Source organism: Streptomyces sp. MnatMP-M17, assembly GCF_900091995.1.
Classification (GTDB): domain Bacteria; phylum Actinomycetota; class Actinomycetes; order Streptomycetales; family Streptomycetaceae; genus Streptomyces.
The window spans coordinates 1-13441 of record NZ_FMDK01000535.1 but is presented as its reverse complement, the minus strand read 5'-3'; the positions used below and the strand labels follow the sequence as shown (position 1 = coordinate 13441).

At 69.9% G+C, this 13441-nt stretch carries 10 protein-coding genes; 4 read left to right on the top strand and 6 right to left on the bottom strand.

What is annotated here, in order from left to right:
• The 3 genes from GA0115259_RS23480 to GA0115259_RS23470 form a co-directional block, all read left to right on the top strand.
• Positions 1-1305, top strand: a 1305-nt coding sequence (locus GA0115259_RS23480) for a molybdopterin molybdotransferase MoeA (protein WP_093600692.1), incomplete at its 5' end; no start/stop codon positions are given.
• The gene (locus tag GA0115259_RS23475) at positions 1302-2387 is read left to right on the top strand and encodes a potassium channel family protein (RefSeq protein ID WP_093600689.1); all 1086 of its coding nucleotides are present in this window, start codon (positions 1302-1304) and stop codon (positions 2385-2387) included. The genes GA0115259_RS23480 and GA0115259_RS23475, both read left to right, overlap by 4 nt.
• An 82-nt stretch (positions 2388-2469) precedes the next feature.
• Positions 2470-3459: an NAD(P)H-quinone oxidoreductase gene (locus GA0115259_RS23470; RefSeq protein ID WP_093600686.1), complete on the top strand. Its 990-nt coding sequence runs from the start codon at positions 2470-2472 to the stop codon at positions 3457-3459.
• Positions 3460-3574: 115 nt separating this feature from the next.
• Here GA0115259_RS23470 and GA0115259_RS23465 read toward each other — a convergent pair whose 3' ends face one another.
• The 6 genes from GA0115259_RS23465 to GA0115259_RS23440 form a co-directional block, all read right to left on the bottom strand.
• Complete coding sequence (locus tag GA0115259_RS23465) at positions 3575-4120, bottom strand: bacterial proteasome activator family protein (RefSeq protein WP_093600695.1); 546 nt, start codon at positions 4118-4120, stop codon at positions 3575-3577.
• Positions 4121-4243: 123 nt separating this feature from the next.
• Positions 4244-7093, bottom strand: a complete 2850-nt coding sequence (locus tag GA0115259_RS23460) for an ABC transporter permease (RefSeq protein ID WP_093600683.1) — start codon at positions 7091-7093, stop codon at positions 4244-4246.
• Positions 7090-7839: an ABC transporter ATP-binding protein gene (locus GA0115259_RS23455; protein ID WP_093600680.1), complete on the bottom strand. Its 750-nt coding sequence runs from the start codon at positions 7837-7839 to the stop codon at positions 7090-7092. Before GA0115259_RS23455 ends, GA0115259_RS23460 begins: the two co-directional genes overlap by 4 nt.
• A 116-nt stretch (positions 7840-7955) precedes the next feature.
• Positions 7956-8600: a PadR family transcriptional regulator gene (locus GA0115259_RS23450; RefSeq protein WP_093600677.1), complete on the bottom strand. Its 645-nt coding sequence runs from the start codon at positions 8598-8600 to the stop codon at positions 7956-7958.
• 164 nt (positions 8601-8764) lie between these two features.
• Positions 8765-9538 (bottom strand): hypothetical protein, encoded by a 774-nt coding sequence (locus tag GA0115259_RS23445; protein ID WP_093600674.1) that lies wholly within the window; start codon positions 9536-9538, stop codon positions 8765-8767.
• A gap of 107 nt (positions 9539-9645) precedes the next feature.
• On the bottom strand, positions 9646-11391 hold the full coding sequence (locus tag GA0115259_RS23440; RefSeq protein ID WP_093600671.1) for a protein kinase domain-containing protein: 1746 nt from the start codon (positions 11389-11391) through the stop codon (positions 9646-9648).
• Positions 11392-11811: 420 nt separating this feature from the next.
• Between GA0115259_RS23440 and GA0115259_RS23435 the strand changes: the two genes are divergently transcribed.
• A complete protein-coding gene (locus GA0115259_RS23435) occupies positions 11812-13410 on the top strand; it encodes a protein kinase domain-containing protein (RefSeq protein WP_093600668.1) in 1599 nt (532 codons plus the stop codon).
• Positions 13411-13441 lie beyond the last annotated feature (31 nt).

Below are 13441 nucleotides of genomic sequence, written 5' to 3'. Positions count from 1 at the left end.
CAGCCCCGCCCCGCCACTCCCGGCGGCCAAGCCGCGTCAGGCCGGCACCGGGCCGAGCCATGGGGGACGGCCCGCGCGATCGCCGTACGGTCGGGACGCTCCGCGCGCCCGGCATCGCCCGCTCCGGCCCATCGCGTACCGCTCGATCGTGCCCTGGGCCGGGCGCTGGCCGAGCCGCTGGCCGCCCTCACCGATCTGCCGTCCTTCGACACCTCGGCGATGGACGGCTGGGCGGTCTCGGGGCCCGGCCCCTGGACCGTACGGAGCGCGCATCACGCCTCCACGCAAGGGGCGTCCGACGGCCCAGCCGAGAACCACGGCATTCTCGCCGGGCAGGGAGAGGCGGCGCCGCTTCCCGACGGCGCCGCGGTACGGATCGCCACCGGCGCCCGGATCCCGCCCGAGGCGACCGCGGTGGTGCGCAGCGAACACGCCCGTATCGACAGCGGCGGCCATCTCCACGCCGAGCGCGAGGTGGTCCCGGGCCAGGACATCAGGCCGCGCGGCCAGGAGTGCCGCTCCGGCGACCGGCTGCTGCCCGCCGGTTCACTGGTGACTCCCGCCGTGCTGGGTCTGGCGGCGGCGGCCGGGTACGACGAGCTGCTCACCGTTCCACGGCCGCGCGTCGAGATACTGGTCCTCGGCGACGAGCTGCTCATCAAAGGTCTGCCTCACGACGGACTGATCCGCGACGCCCTGGGCCCGATGCTCGCGCCCTGGCTCCGCTCTCTCGGCGCCGAGGTTCTCGCCACCCGCCGGATCGGCGACGACGCCGACGCGCTCTGTCATGCGATCACCGGCTCCGAGGCCGATCTTGTCATCACCACCGGCGGCACGGCCTCGGGACCGGTCGATCATGTCCATCCGGTCCTCCGGAAAACGGGCGCCGAGCTGCTGGTGGACGGTGTCGCCGTACGGCCCGGCCATCCCATGCTGCTGGCCCGGCTGGCGTCGGGACGCCATCTGGTGGGCCTGCCCGGCAATCCGCTCGCCGCGGTCTCCGGGCTGCTGACGCTCGCCGAGCCTCTGCTGCGGTCGCTGGCGGGACGGGCACCTCGGACTCCGTATCGCGCGCCGCTGCGTGACCCGGTGCAGGGCCATCCGTACGACACCCGTCTGGTGCCGGTCGTCCACCGTGACGAGGGACTCGTACCGCTTCATTTCAACGGTCCGGCCATGCTGCGCGGAATCGCCGCCGCCGATGGGCTCGCGGTCGTACCGTCGGGCGGCGCGCAGGCGGGCCAAGAGCTGGAAGTGCTGGATCTGCCCTGGACGGCCGGGGCCGATGGAGAGTGTTTCACGTGAAACTTCCCGGCCATGATGCGATGGCCAGGCAGGCCGACGAATATCTGGTCACCACCCGGGTGAAGCTGCCACGCCGTAAGGTCGTCCGTCCGCTGCGTCAGGTCAGCCGACGGCTGCTGATGGCGCTGTTTGTGCTGGCCCTCACGGTGTTTATCGTCTTTGTCGACCGACAGGGCTACCACGACAACGCCGATGAATCGGTCGACTTCCTGGACGCCGTCTACTACGCCACCGTGACGCTCTCCACGACGGGTTACGGAGACATCGTCCCGTACAGCGACAGCGCGCGGCTGGCGAATGTGCTGCTGGTGACGCCGCTGCGCGTGCTCTTTCTTATCATCCTGGTCGGTACCACTCTTGAGGTCCTCACGGAGCGCACCCGGGAGGAGTGGCGGCTGAACCGCTGGAGGTCCAACTTGCGCGACCACACCATCATCGTCGGCTATGGCACCAAGGGCCGATCGGCGATCCAGACGCTCTGTGCCACCGGGCTGAAGAAGGATCAGATCGTCATCGTCGATCCGTCGAACAAGGTGATCGAGGCGGCCAACGCGGAGGGATTCGTCGGGATTGTCGGCGATGCGACCCGTAGCGATGTACTGCTGCGCGCGGAGCTCCAGCGCGCCCGCCAGATAGTTATCGCCACTCAGCGCGATGACACGGCGGTGCTGGTCGCGCTGACGGCACGCCAGCTCAACCGTACGGCGAAGATCGTGGCCGCCGTACGGGAGGAGGAGAACGCACCGCTGCTGCGCCAGTCCGGCGCCGACGCGGTGATCACCAGTGCCAGCGCCGCCGGCCGGCTGCTCGGGCTCTCGGTGCTCAGCCCCAGCGCCGGCACGGTGATGGAGGATCTGATCCAGCAGGGCAGTGGCCTCGATCTCATCGAACGGCCCGTCATAAAGTCCGAAGTGGGCCGGAGCGTAAGGGAGACGGACGATCTGGTGGTGAGCGTGCTGCGCGGGCACCGGCTGCTCGGTTACGACGATCCGACCGCCAGCCCGCTTCAGCTCACGGACCGTCTGATCACCATCGTCCGGGCCCAGAGCCCCACGGTCCCGGACAACTCCAACACCCCGTAACGGGAACGCCTCCTGGCTCCAACGTGCTCCAACGTGTCGTAGGACCGGCCGACGCGGGGAGCGCGGGAGTAGCCTCGCGCTCATGTATGCGATCACGATTCCGGAACCCGGTGGCCCCGAGGCGCTTGTCTGGGCCGAGGTGCCCGATCCCGTACCCGGCGAGGGTGAGGTCCTCGTCGAGGTCGTGGCGAGCGCCGTCAACCGCGCCGATCTTCTGCAACGGCAGGGCTTCTACGATCCTCCGCCCGGCGCCTCCCCGTACCCCGGTCTGGAGTGCGCGGGACGGATCAGCGCGCTGGGCCCGGGAGTCGCGGGCTGGGCCGTCGGCGACGAGGTGTGTGCGCTTCTGGCGGGCGGAGGCTATGCCGAGAAGGTCGCCGTACCCTCCGGCCAGCTCCTTCCCGTACCGAAAGGCCTGGATCTGGCGACGGCCGCGGTGCTGCCCGAGGTCACCTGCACCGTCTGGTCGAACGTCTTCATGATCTCGCATCTGCGGCCCGGCGAGACGCTGTTGGTGCACGGCGGCGCGAGCGGTATCGGCACGATGGCCATCCAGCTCGCCAAGGCGGTGGGCGCGCGGGTGGCGGTCACGGCGGGAGGTCCCGAGAAGCTGGCGCGCTGCGCCGAACTGGGCGCGGACATCCTGATCGACTACCGCGAACAGGACTTCGTCGCGGAGATCCGCAAGGCCACGGACGGCGCCGGCGCGGATGTCATCCTCGATATCGTCGGTGCCAGGTATCTGGACCGGAATGTGAAGGCCCTGGCCGTGAACGGCCGGCTCGCGGTGATCGGTCTCCAGGGCGGAATCAAGGGCGAACTCAATCTGGGTGCGCTGCTGGGCAAGCGCGGTGCGATCACGGCGACCTCGCTGCGCGCCCGTCCCCAGTCCGAGAAGGCGGCGATCGTCGCGGCCGTACGGGAGCATGTCTGGCCGCTCATCGACAACGGTGACATCCGTCCGGTCGTGGACCGGACGATGACCATGCCGGAGGCGGCGGAGGCACACCGCGTACTGGATTCCGGCACCCATGTCGGCAAGGTGCTGCTGCTCACGCCGACCGCCGGCTGACGACCGCCCCGACGGTCCACGCCCCGGCTGACCATCACCCCGACTGACGGCCGCCCCCGGCCCGGTGCGCCTCCGGTGTACCGGGCCGTGAGGGAAGGGACCCGCAGAAAGGGATCTACAGATACGGGCCGGAGCGGAGCGCGCCGTGTCCCGGCTCGCCCTCGTCGTCCTGGACCGAGCCCGGCGGCAGCGCGCGGCGCATCTGTTCGAGCTGCGCCCTGGCCGCCATCTGCTGGGCGAACAGCGCCGTCTGGATGCCGTGGAACAGGCCCTCCAGCCAGCCCACCAACTGGGCCTGCGCGATACGCAGCTCGGCCTCGGAGGGAATCGCGTCATCCGTGAAGGGAAGCGAGAGCCGCTCCAACTCCTCGACCAGCTCGGGAGCGAGACCGTCCTCCAGCTCCTTCACGGAGCCCGCGTGGATCTCCTTGAGCCTGACCCGGCTCGCCTCGTCCAGAGGTGCCGCCCGTACCTCCTCAAGAAGCTGCTTGATCATGCTTCCGATGCGCATGACCTTGGCCGGCTGTTCGACCATCTCCGTCACAGGAACCTCGCGTCCCTCGTCGGCACCGCCACCACCGCCGCCGAGTGCCATCCCGTCCTGTCCCACCACGAGGACATGGGGGCTCTCCTGCGACCGTTCGTTACTCGGCATCTCCATACGGCCCATTGTCTCGCACATGTGAGTCACCACATGGCGTGCCCCCGTACGAAGACGTCCATCCTCGTACGAGGGCACGATTTCACGGTGTGCGCCACTCCGGACCGGCCGGCCGTGCGCCGGTTACATGGCCGCGCGGCGGCCCAGTGTCCGGTGCGAGCGGGTGACCAGCGCGGCCAGGATCGCGGCACCCAGCGGGACGGCGACCAGCAGCGCGGCCAGCGTCTCCCAAGGGATGACGATGGGCACATACGGCGTCGTGAGGGCACCCCAGCCCTCGTCGAGCGCCCGCTCGTGGAACTTGAGCTCGCCGCGGCGCTCGGTCAGCCGCAGTCCGATTGCCGGGAGGACCCCGGCGGCCGAGCCCAGCAGCACACCCATCGCCGCCACCACCGCGCACTGGAATCCGCTGAGCGTCCTGCGGACCCGCGCCGGAGCACCGACCGCGGCGAGTGTCTTGAGATCGGCCTCGGCGTCTGCCTGGGCGAGACCGGTGGCGATACCGGCCGCGCCGATGGTGACCAGTCCGGCGAAGACCGTCAGAGCCAGCAGCACAATGCTGTTCTCGCTGGTGTACCCGGCCTCGATATGGAGATTCACCTGGCTGCCGGTCTTGGCCAGCTCGCCGTCCAGCTTCTGCTTCTGTGTGCTGTTCGGCAGGGCACTGGACGAGTAGTACGCGCCGAGCGGGACGGTGCTGATTCCCGCGGCCTTCGCCGTGGCCGGAGCGATGATCATCGTAAGGCCGTACGCGTTCGGCTTCCCCGGCACCTGATACGCCGGGATCGACTTGAGGGTGCCGGGCGACGGCAGGCCCTTCTGACTGGCCGCGTCCGCCTTCTCGGTGTCCGTGATCAGCAGGATGCCGATCTTTCCGGCCGTGTCGACGTTCCGCTTGTCGAACGAGACGGCCCGGCCGTCCGCCAGCGCCTTCTCCGCGCCCGGATCCTTGATGCCGAGGATCTTCAGCAGAGTGGCGTCACCGATCAGCAGACCGCCGTCCGCGTCGCTGTAGACCGAGCCCTGTTCGCAGCGCCAGTCCTTGGCGAGCCTGCGCCGCTCGGCCTTGCTGAACTTCTCCGAAGGATCGTCCGGCCCTGTGGACCAGAGCGGACACTGATGCGCCTTGGGGACGACGACCTCGTACCGTCCACAGCCGTTGTCGCCGCGGTACATCGAGCAGTTCGGCTTTCCGACGGAGATACGGTCCACATCGGCCCGCAGATCGACGGGCAGATTCTTCTGGACCGCCGTGCGTATGGCCGGCACATCCCGGCCGCCGTCGTCCTCGTAGACCGCCACGGAGATCGCGCCATGAGGGAGCCGCGGCTCGTACGCGGCCCGGTCCTGGGCATCGCTGCTCGCGGCATACGTGGCGACCGCCACCGTGCCCGCGACCGCGGCCAGCACCGCCGCCACGGCCGGCGCCGTGCGGCCTCTGTTCCGTACGGCGTCCCGCAGCGCCAGCCGCGGTGAGAGCGGAAGCCAGTGGCCGAGCCGGCCGAACAGTCCGACCAGGGCCGGTGTCAGCGCGACCACGCCCAGCTCGGCGATGGCGCTGCCACCCGCGACGATCGTGAACTGGTCGGTCATCGTCGAGCCGTACAGCGCGATCACCGCACCCAGCACGACCGCGATCAGCCCGAGGACCGGTAGGACCCTGCTGCTTCTGCGGACTCCGCGGCGGCCGGTGAGCGAGGACAGGACGGTCTGCCGGGAGGCGGTGACGGCCGGGACGATCGCGGCGAGCAGACCGGTGAGCACGGCGAGCAGCGCGATACCGAGAAGTTCCAGCGGCCGGATGTCGAAGCTGCCGAAGCGCCGGCCCATATAGTCCTCAAGGACGGGACGCAGTACATAGGTGAGGCCCAGACCGAGGGCCGTACCGATGACGGCCGAGGCGACACCGATCACCAGACCGCCACCGAGGACGATGGCCCGGATATGGCGCCGGTCGCCGCCGTTGGCACCGACCAGACCGAGCTGACGGCGCGAGCGCCGGGCACCGACCGCGAAGGCCGGACCTGCCAGCAGACAGATCTCCAGCATGGCGAGGCCGACGACGGTGCCCGCCGCTGCCAGCTGTGTGGCATTGGCGACCGCGCTCTGCTCGTACCTCCCTTGGTCGTCCTGCTGGTACAGCGGCACATCCGCGTCGGCGGGCGGATCGAGGGCCACGGCACGGGAGGTCACCACCAGGCCATGGGTATTGGCCTCCTTCACCATGTTCCACGTGAAACCACCCGGAACGCGGATGAGTTGAGTGGAGCTCGCGTGCGTTTCCGGCAGCCCATCGGCCTGGAGCGCCTTGTCGAGCGGCGCCAGAAATGCCCCGGGGAGCGCGTTGACCTGGTCGGTGTCCAGCGAGTCGGGCAGTTCGTAGGCGCCGACGATCCGGTACTCGGTCGCGAGTCCACGCGCGGTGAGCTCCGAACCCACCCGTAGCCCGCTGACCTCCAGGAAGTGGCTGGTCGCGGCGACCTCGTCGGCCCGCTCGGGAAAGCGGCCCTCATTGAGGCGCATGATGCCGTCGGCGATCGGGTCGGCGGCCTTCAGCTCACGGATCTCGGTCTGGAGCAGCCCGTATGTGGTACGGAGCTTTCCGGTTCCCAGCGTGTCCTCAAGGACCGTGGCGCCGGCCGGAATGGCCTTGGTGATATCGCCCGGTCCATCGGGCCAGGGCTCGTTCTCGAAGTCGTCGACCGGCGAGTAACTGTCCGCCTGGGGGTTCTGATAGAGCGGCACACCGCCGAACTCCGGATCTCTGATCTCTGCATCGGCCCGGCCGAGCGTACGGTCGAGCTGCTCCTGGGTGGACAGCTCGGAGCTGCGCAGCGTCAGATCGAAGGCGCTCACGCCGAGGATGGGAAGCGCGATCATGGAAAGGACGAGAAAACTGCGTCCCTTGGAGCGCCAGGCGTCGCGACGGGCGATCCGCAGGGCCGCGCGCCAGGAGTGGTACCAGGTCCTCACAGTTCGGCCGCCTGGCCCGTGAGCAGCGAGTCCGCCTGGCTGCGGATGGTCTGGTCGACGACCGCGCCGTCCCGCAGGAAGACCACCCGGTCCGCCCAGGCCGCGAAGCGCGGCTCATGGGTGACCAGAACACCGGCGGCGCCGGCGTCGCAGCGTGTGCGCAGCAGGGCGAGCACGGACTCGCCCGTCTCGGAGTCCAGTGCGCCGGTCGGCTCGTCCGCGAGGACCAGACGCCGGTCGCCGACGAGCGCGCGGGCTATTGCCACGCGCTGCTGCTGGCCGCCGGACATCTCGTCCGGGAGCCGGTCGGCGAGCTGTTCAAGACCCATCTCCGCCAGCGCGGCCACGGCCTCGGTGCGTGCCTTGCGCGCGGAGGTGCCGTCGAGTTCACGCGGCAGCGCGATGTTCTCGGCGGCGGTGAGGGCCGGGATGAGGTTGTAGTCCTGGAAGACATAGCCGATGCTGCGGCGGCGCAGGGCCGCGAGCTGCTTGCGGCCGGCGGTGGTGATGTCGGTGCCCTCGACGATGACACGGCCCGAGCTGGGCGTGTCGAGGCCGCCTGCGATGGTCAGCAGCGTGGACTTGCCGGAGCCGGAGGGACCCATGACGGCGACGAGTTCGCCGGGGAACACATCGAGGTTGATACCGCGCAGGGCATGGACCTCGGTGGCGCCGCTGCCATGGACACGGGTCAGTTCCTGGAGTTGCAGCACGGGCTGCTGCGGCGGTTGTGCGTTTTCGGGCATGAGGGATCCCCCTAGGGCGGTACGTCCACATACCTGCGTGAGGTATGTGTGCTGGAAGAGGCTGGGCGAGGAAGCGATGGGCGAGGAAAGTGCGATACGGCGGCGGGCCGGGCCGGTCAGGCCGAGGTGCCGCCCGAAACATCGACCGAGGCCGACGAGGTGGTGTCCGAGACGGTGTCCGAAGGGGAGCCGGAGGCGGTGTCCGACGGCCGGCTGCCCGGTTCCGGCAGCAGCGCGAGCCGGATCAGCCGGGCTTCGCAGTGGTCGAGCCAGCGGGCCTCGGCCTCGGTCTGGAAGATGAGCTGTTCCAGGACGAGCAGCCAGGCCACTTCGTGCCGGTCGGCCGGGACGGCTTCCAGGGCCTGGGCCTTGAGCCGGGTGTAGTCCTGCATCGCCTTGATGGTGTGGCGGCGCTGCGACTGGATGACCTCCCGGATGTCGACGCCGGGCGCGCCCACGGCCATGGCGAGCTTGATCGCCAGCTCGTCACGCGGCGGGCTGGTGCGGTCGACCGGCGTACGGAACCAGGACCTCAGCTCCGCGCGGCCGGCGTCGGTGATCGCATAGAGCGCGTGGCCCGCACGGTCCTCGCCGTCCTGGGCCACCATGCCGTCGCGCTCCAGACGGCTCAAGGTCGTATAGACCTGGCCGACGTTGAGCGGCCAGGTGGCACCCGTGCGGGACTCGAACTCCGTACGGAGCTGAGAGCCGTAGCGCGGGCCGCGTTCCAGAAGGGCCAGCAGCCCATGGCGAATCGACATACTCAGTATGTATACCGGGTATGGCGTAGCCCGCAAGCGACCTGAGGCGGACCAGGTAAATACGCCATAAGGATGACGCGATGCCGAGTGCCCGCCGACGCCGGGCGGATACGGGCGCCGACGCCGGGCGGGTGTGGGTGCGGATACGGGGCTGGGAGAGGCGCTCAGCGGCGGCGGAGCCGTAGTCCGAGGAAGCCGAGGCCCAGCCCGATCAGTGTGATTCCCGTGCCCAGCGTCAGCACCGGAACCGGCCGCGCGGCAGGACCGGTGACGGTCCGGGTGGCCGATTCGTGGGCGGCGGCGGGCGGCCGGCGCCGAGGCGCCTCGGAGTCCTCCGGCGGATGGGCGAACTCCTCCAGCGGCTCCTCCGCCGCGTGTCCGTCCGTCTTCCGGTCGGTCCCGTCGACCGTCCCGTCCGTGTCCTTCCTGCTCCCTGCCGGCTCGTCCTCCTCGTCCTCCTCGCTCTCGTCGTTCTCGTCGGAGTGGGAAGGCGACGCGGGCTTGGACGGCGACGTAAGGGGGCGGGCGTCGGACGGTGAGGCCGGGACCTTGGTCGGCCGGCCGGGATGTACGGAAGGTGCGGGGCTCGTCTCCGTATCCGTCTGCGGATCGCCGTCCGTCTCCTCGTCCGCTTCCCAGCCCGACTCCCACTCCGCCCCGGGATCGGCCTCCGAGTCGCTGTCGCTGTCGCTGTCGCCGTCTCCGCTGTCGTCCGTACGCGGGCTTCCGTCGTCCGGTGACACCGTCTCGGGCTCCTGCGGTCTCCCGGGTCGTGGCCGTCCCTCTCCGGCCGGATGGCCGGCCAGTGAGAGGGCCGACTCTGCGGCGGCAGTGGGACCTGTGACGGGTGGAGCGGACTCCTCGGCGTACGCGCCGGGCGCGGCGATCAGCAGCGACGCGACCGCGATCGCGCAGGGAGTGCGGAGCGTAGGAGTCACCGACTCAGCGTCACATGTAATGACAAATCCGGCATCTCGAAACGTTCCTGCGATGGATACGCCGGATCCGTGATGCCGCAGGCCGGACTATTCCGCGATGCCCGCGACTACCCGGCGTACCCCGTGGAGATCGTCAGCTCGAACTCCTGCCCGTCCGGCGGCACCGCGGCGCCCGGCCTCGGGTACTGGTCGATCACGATGTCCTTGGCCCAGGACCCGTCGTTCTCCGACTTCACCGGTGCCCACGACCAGCCCGCCTCACGGAGACAGTCCTTCACCGAGAGGATGTCCTTGTAGCGCAGGTCGGGAGCCGTCACCTTGGACGGATCCAGCCCGTCCTCCGAGGCGTCCGTGCAGTCCGATGTGTCGATCGTCCGATTGCGCTCCGGCGCCCGGTAGCCCTCCTGGGAGTTGCCGCTGCCCGGGTCCGCCGCACCGCCGCCGGTGCCCGAATCTTTACCGTTGAGCGAAAGTGCCGCTGTCAGACCGCCGATGGCCAGCAGCGCGACCACGATCGAACCGACGATGACCGGCATGTTCCGCCTGCCGCCACCGCCGCCGTGACCACCGCCATGGCTCCCGCCGTGCGCGCCATGGCCGCCACGGCCACCGGGAGCGGTCGCGGGCTGCGGCGACATCGTGTACGGCGGCGGGGTCTGTGCCATCGGCTGCATCTGCTGCTGAGGAGCCTGGTACGCCGGGGCCGACTGCGGATAGCCGTAGCCCGGCCCGGCGCCGGGGCCAGGGCCAGGTGTCTGCGGCGCCGCCGACGGCGTGGCGGGCGTCGGCGGTCCGTACGATCCCGGGCTGTACGGCGTCCGCACACCGTGCGGCGGCGATGGCGGTGCCTGGCCCGACTGGTCCACCGGCGGAAAGACCGCCGAGCCCACGCCCGAGCCGCTGCCGCTGTGCGGCGCGGCACCCGGCACGATCACCGGAGCGCCCGCCTGCCCGGCGGTCAGCACGCGCGCGCACTCGTCGCGCATCGCCGAAGCGCTCGGAAACCGCTCGTTCGGGTTCTTCTTCAGCGCCCGCGCGACCAGCGCGTCCATCGCCGGAGTGACCGAACGGTTGATGGTGGACGGAGCGACCGGCTCCTCCTGCACATGGGCGTACGCGATCGCCAGCGGCGAGTCCGCGTCGAACGGCAGCCGGCCGGTCAGCAGCTGGAAAAGCATGATGCCGACCGAGTACAGATCGGAGCGGGCGTCCACAGCCCGTCCCAGCGCCTGCTCGGGCGAGAGATACTGCGGCGTACCGACGACCATGCCGGTCTGTGTCATCGAGGTGACACCGGACTGCATGGCGCGCGCGATGCCGAAGTCCATCACCTTGACGATGCCGCGCTTGGTCATCATCACATTGCCCGGCTTGATGTCCCGGTGCACGAGGCCCATCTCATGGCTGGCCTCCAGCGCCGCCAGCACATCGGCCGTCACCTTGAGCGCCTTGTCGGCCGGCATCGCGCCGTACTGGGCGATGTCCCGCTGGAGCACGGAGCCGAGCGGATGCCCTTCGACGTACTCCATGACGATGTACGGCATCAGCGCGCCGGAGCCCGCCGCGGCGCCGCTCTCCTGAAGCGTGTCCTCGCCCGTGTCGAAGACCGAGACGACATTGGTGTGCGACAGCTTGGCCACGGCCTGGGCCTCGCGCCGGAACCGCTCGCGGAAGGACTGCTCGCGCCCCAGCTCCGAGTGGAGCGTCTTGATGGCGACCTGGCGGTCGAGCGCCGTGTCGTACGCGAGATATACGGACGCCATCCCGCCCTCGCCGAGGAGATCGCGAAGCTGGTACCGGCCGCCCGCGACCGAACCGCCCGCGTAGCGGCCCCGTGCGCCGTGCTGGCTCATGACTGTGCTTCCCCCTCGGCGCGCAGACGCGGTCCGACAAGCAGTGGACGCGATGGTGCTCACGCGGTGATCCCGTTATTACGCGCCAAGTCTGCCCGAGGGCAGAGACACGTCAAGCCGGGTGCCCGTTCCGTGACCGTACGCACAACAAGCGTCTCGGAAGCGTTACCGGAAAAGCGTGGAACAAGCATGGAACAAGGGTGGAATTTGCGTGGGTATCGCGTCGCCCGGTTTCATGGCCGGTCCACCGTGGACCGGCGTGTCATACGGAGGCTGTAGCGTGATGTGCCATAGCCAATCCCGAAGACGAGCACCGACCACCACCCCTGAGAAACACCCTCAGTAACACCCTGAGAAACACAGGCATACCGCGGACCGCGCGCGCGGTCGTGAAGCGGACAGAAACGACGGCGAGGACTGATGGCACCCGAACCCGAAGCAGGCGGCGGAGTGTCGGACGCCGCGGACTCCTGGGGCGATGGCGGCCTGGTCGGAGGGCTGGTCGGCGACGGACGCTACCGGATGACCCACCGTCTCGGCCGTGGCGGCATGGCCGAGGTGTTCGCGGCGGAGGACGTACGGCTCGGGCGCACCGTGGCCGTCAAGCTGCTCCGCGCCGATCTCGCGGAGGATCCGGTCTCCAAGGCCCGGTTCACCCGTGAGGCACAGTCGGTCGCCGGGCTGAACCACCACGCGGTGGTGGCGGTGTACGACTCCGGCGAGGACACGGTCAACGGACAGACCGTGCCGTACATCGTGATGGAGCTGGTCGAGGGCCGCACCATCCGCGATCTGCTGGTCAACGCCGAGGCACCGCCGCCCGAGCAGGCGCTGATCATCGTCTCCGGAGTGCTGGAGGCGCTGGCCTACTCGCACCAGCACGGCATCGTGCACCGCGACATCAAGCCCGCCAACGTGATCATCACCGACGCCGGCGCGGTGAAGGTGATGGACTTCGGCATCGCGCGCGCCCTGCACGGCGCGCAGTCGACGATGACCCAGACCGGCATGGTCATGGGCACGCCGCAGTACCTCTCGCCCGAGCAGGCGCTCGGCAAGGCCGTGGACCACCGCAGCGATCTGTACGCCACGGGCTGCTTGCTCTACGAACTCCTCGCGCTGCGGCCTCCGTTCACCGGTGAGACTCCGCTCTCCGTGGTGTATCAGCATGTCCAGGACATCCCGGTGCCGCCCTCCGAGGTCTCGGACGTGGCGCCGCCGGAGCTGGACGGCCTGGTGATGCGCTCGCTCGCGAAGGAGCCGGACGACCGGTTCCAGAGCGCCGAGGAGATGCGCGGGCTGGTCCAGTACGGCTTGCAGATGCTCCAGCAGCAGGGCAGCCACACGGGCACCTGGAACACCGGCACGTTCGACACGCACATCGGCGGCAGCACTCCGGCGATGGGCATGGCCGCGACGACCGCGATGGGACATCCGCCGCACGGCGACACCTCGCAGAGCCCGATCCTGCCGCCGATGAATCCGCACGACGGCGGATACGACGGCGGGCATCATGGCGGCGGTGGCGGCCGGGGCAAGCTGTGGCTCTTCGTCGCGCTCGCGGTGATCGCGATCGTGGCGGGAGTGGCCTACGCCATCAACGGTATGAGCAACAACGGCAATGACGGCAAGTCGGATGCTCCGCCGCCCTCGCCGAGCCAGAAGACATCGAGTGACGAGGCCCCGACACCGTCGGACGAGCCGACGGAGTCCCAGCAGACGGACGACTCGTCGGACGGCGGCGGTGGGTCGAACTGGCCGCCGCCCCAGAAGCCGACGCCGAGCCTGACTCCCTCCGACAAGCCGACGGACACGCCGTCCAGCACCGATACGGGTACGACGGACGGCGGCGGTACGAGCGACGGCGGGACCACCGGCGAACCGTCGCCCGACCCGACGCCGACGCCGCCGGACGGCGGCGACGGAGATCCGGGTGGCGGGACGCCGGGTGGCGGCGGGACGCCGGGCGGTGCCATCACCGGTGCCGACAACGGCGGTGCGGCCACCACCGGCGGCTGAGGCGCCGGCAGGGCTGAGGCACCGGCGGGCG

Coding starts and splice junctions, on each gene's coding strand:
- GA0115259_RS23435 (WP_093600668.1), top strand. CDS start 11,812: ATGGCACCCGAACCCGAAGCAGGCGGCGGAGTGTCGGACGCCGCGGAC.
- GA0115259_RS23450 (WP_093600677.1), bottom strand. CDS start 8,600: ATGTCGATTCGCCATGGGCTGCTGGCCCTTCTGGAACGCGGCCCGCGC.
- GA0115259_RS23455 (WP_093600680.1), bottom strand. CDS start 7,839: ATGCCCGAAAACGCACAACCGCCGCAGCAGCCCGTGCTGCAACTCCAG.
- GA0115259_RS23440 (WP_093600671.1), bottom strand. CDS start 11,391: ATGAGCCAGCACGGCGCACGGGGCCGCTACGCGGGCGGTTCGGTCGCG.
- GA0115259_RS23470 (WP_093600686.1), top strand. CDS start 2,470: ATGTATGCGATCACGATTCCGGAACCCGGTGGCCCCGAGGCGCTTGTC.
- GA0115259_RS23465 (WP_093600695.1), bottom strand. CDS start 4,120: ATGGAGATGCCGAGTAACGAACGGTCGCAGGAGAGCCCCCATGTCCTC.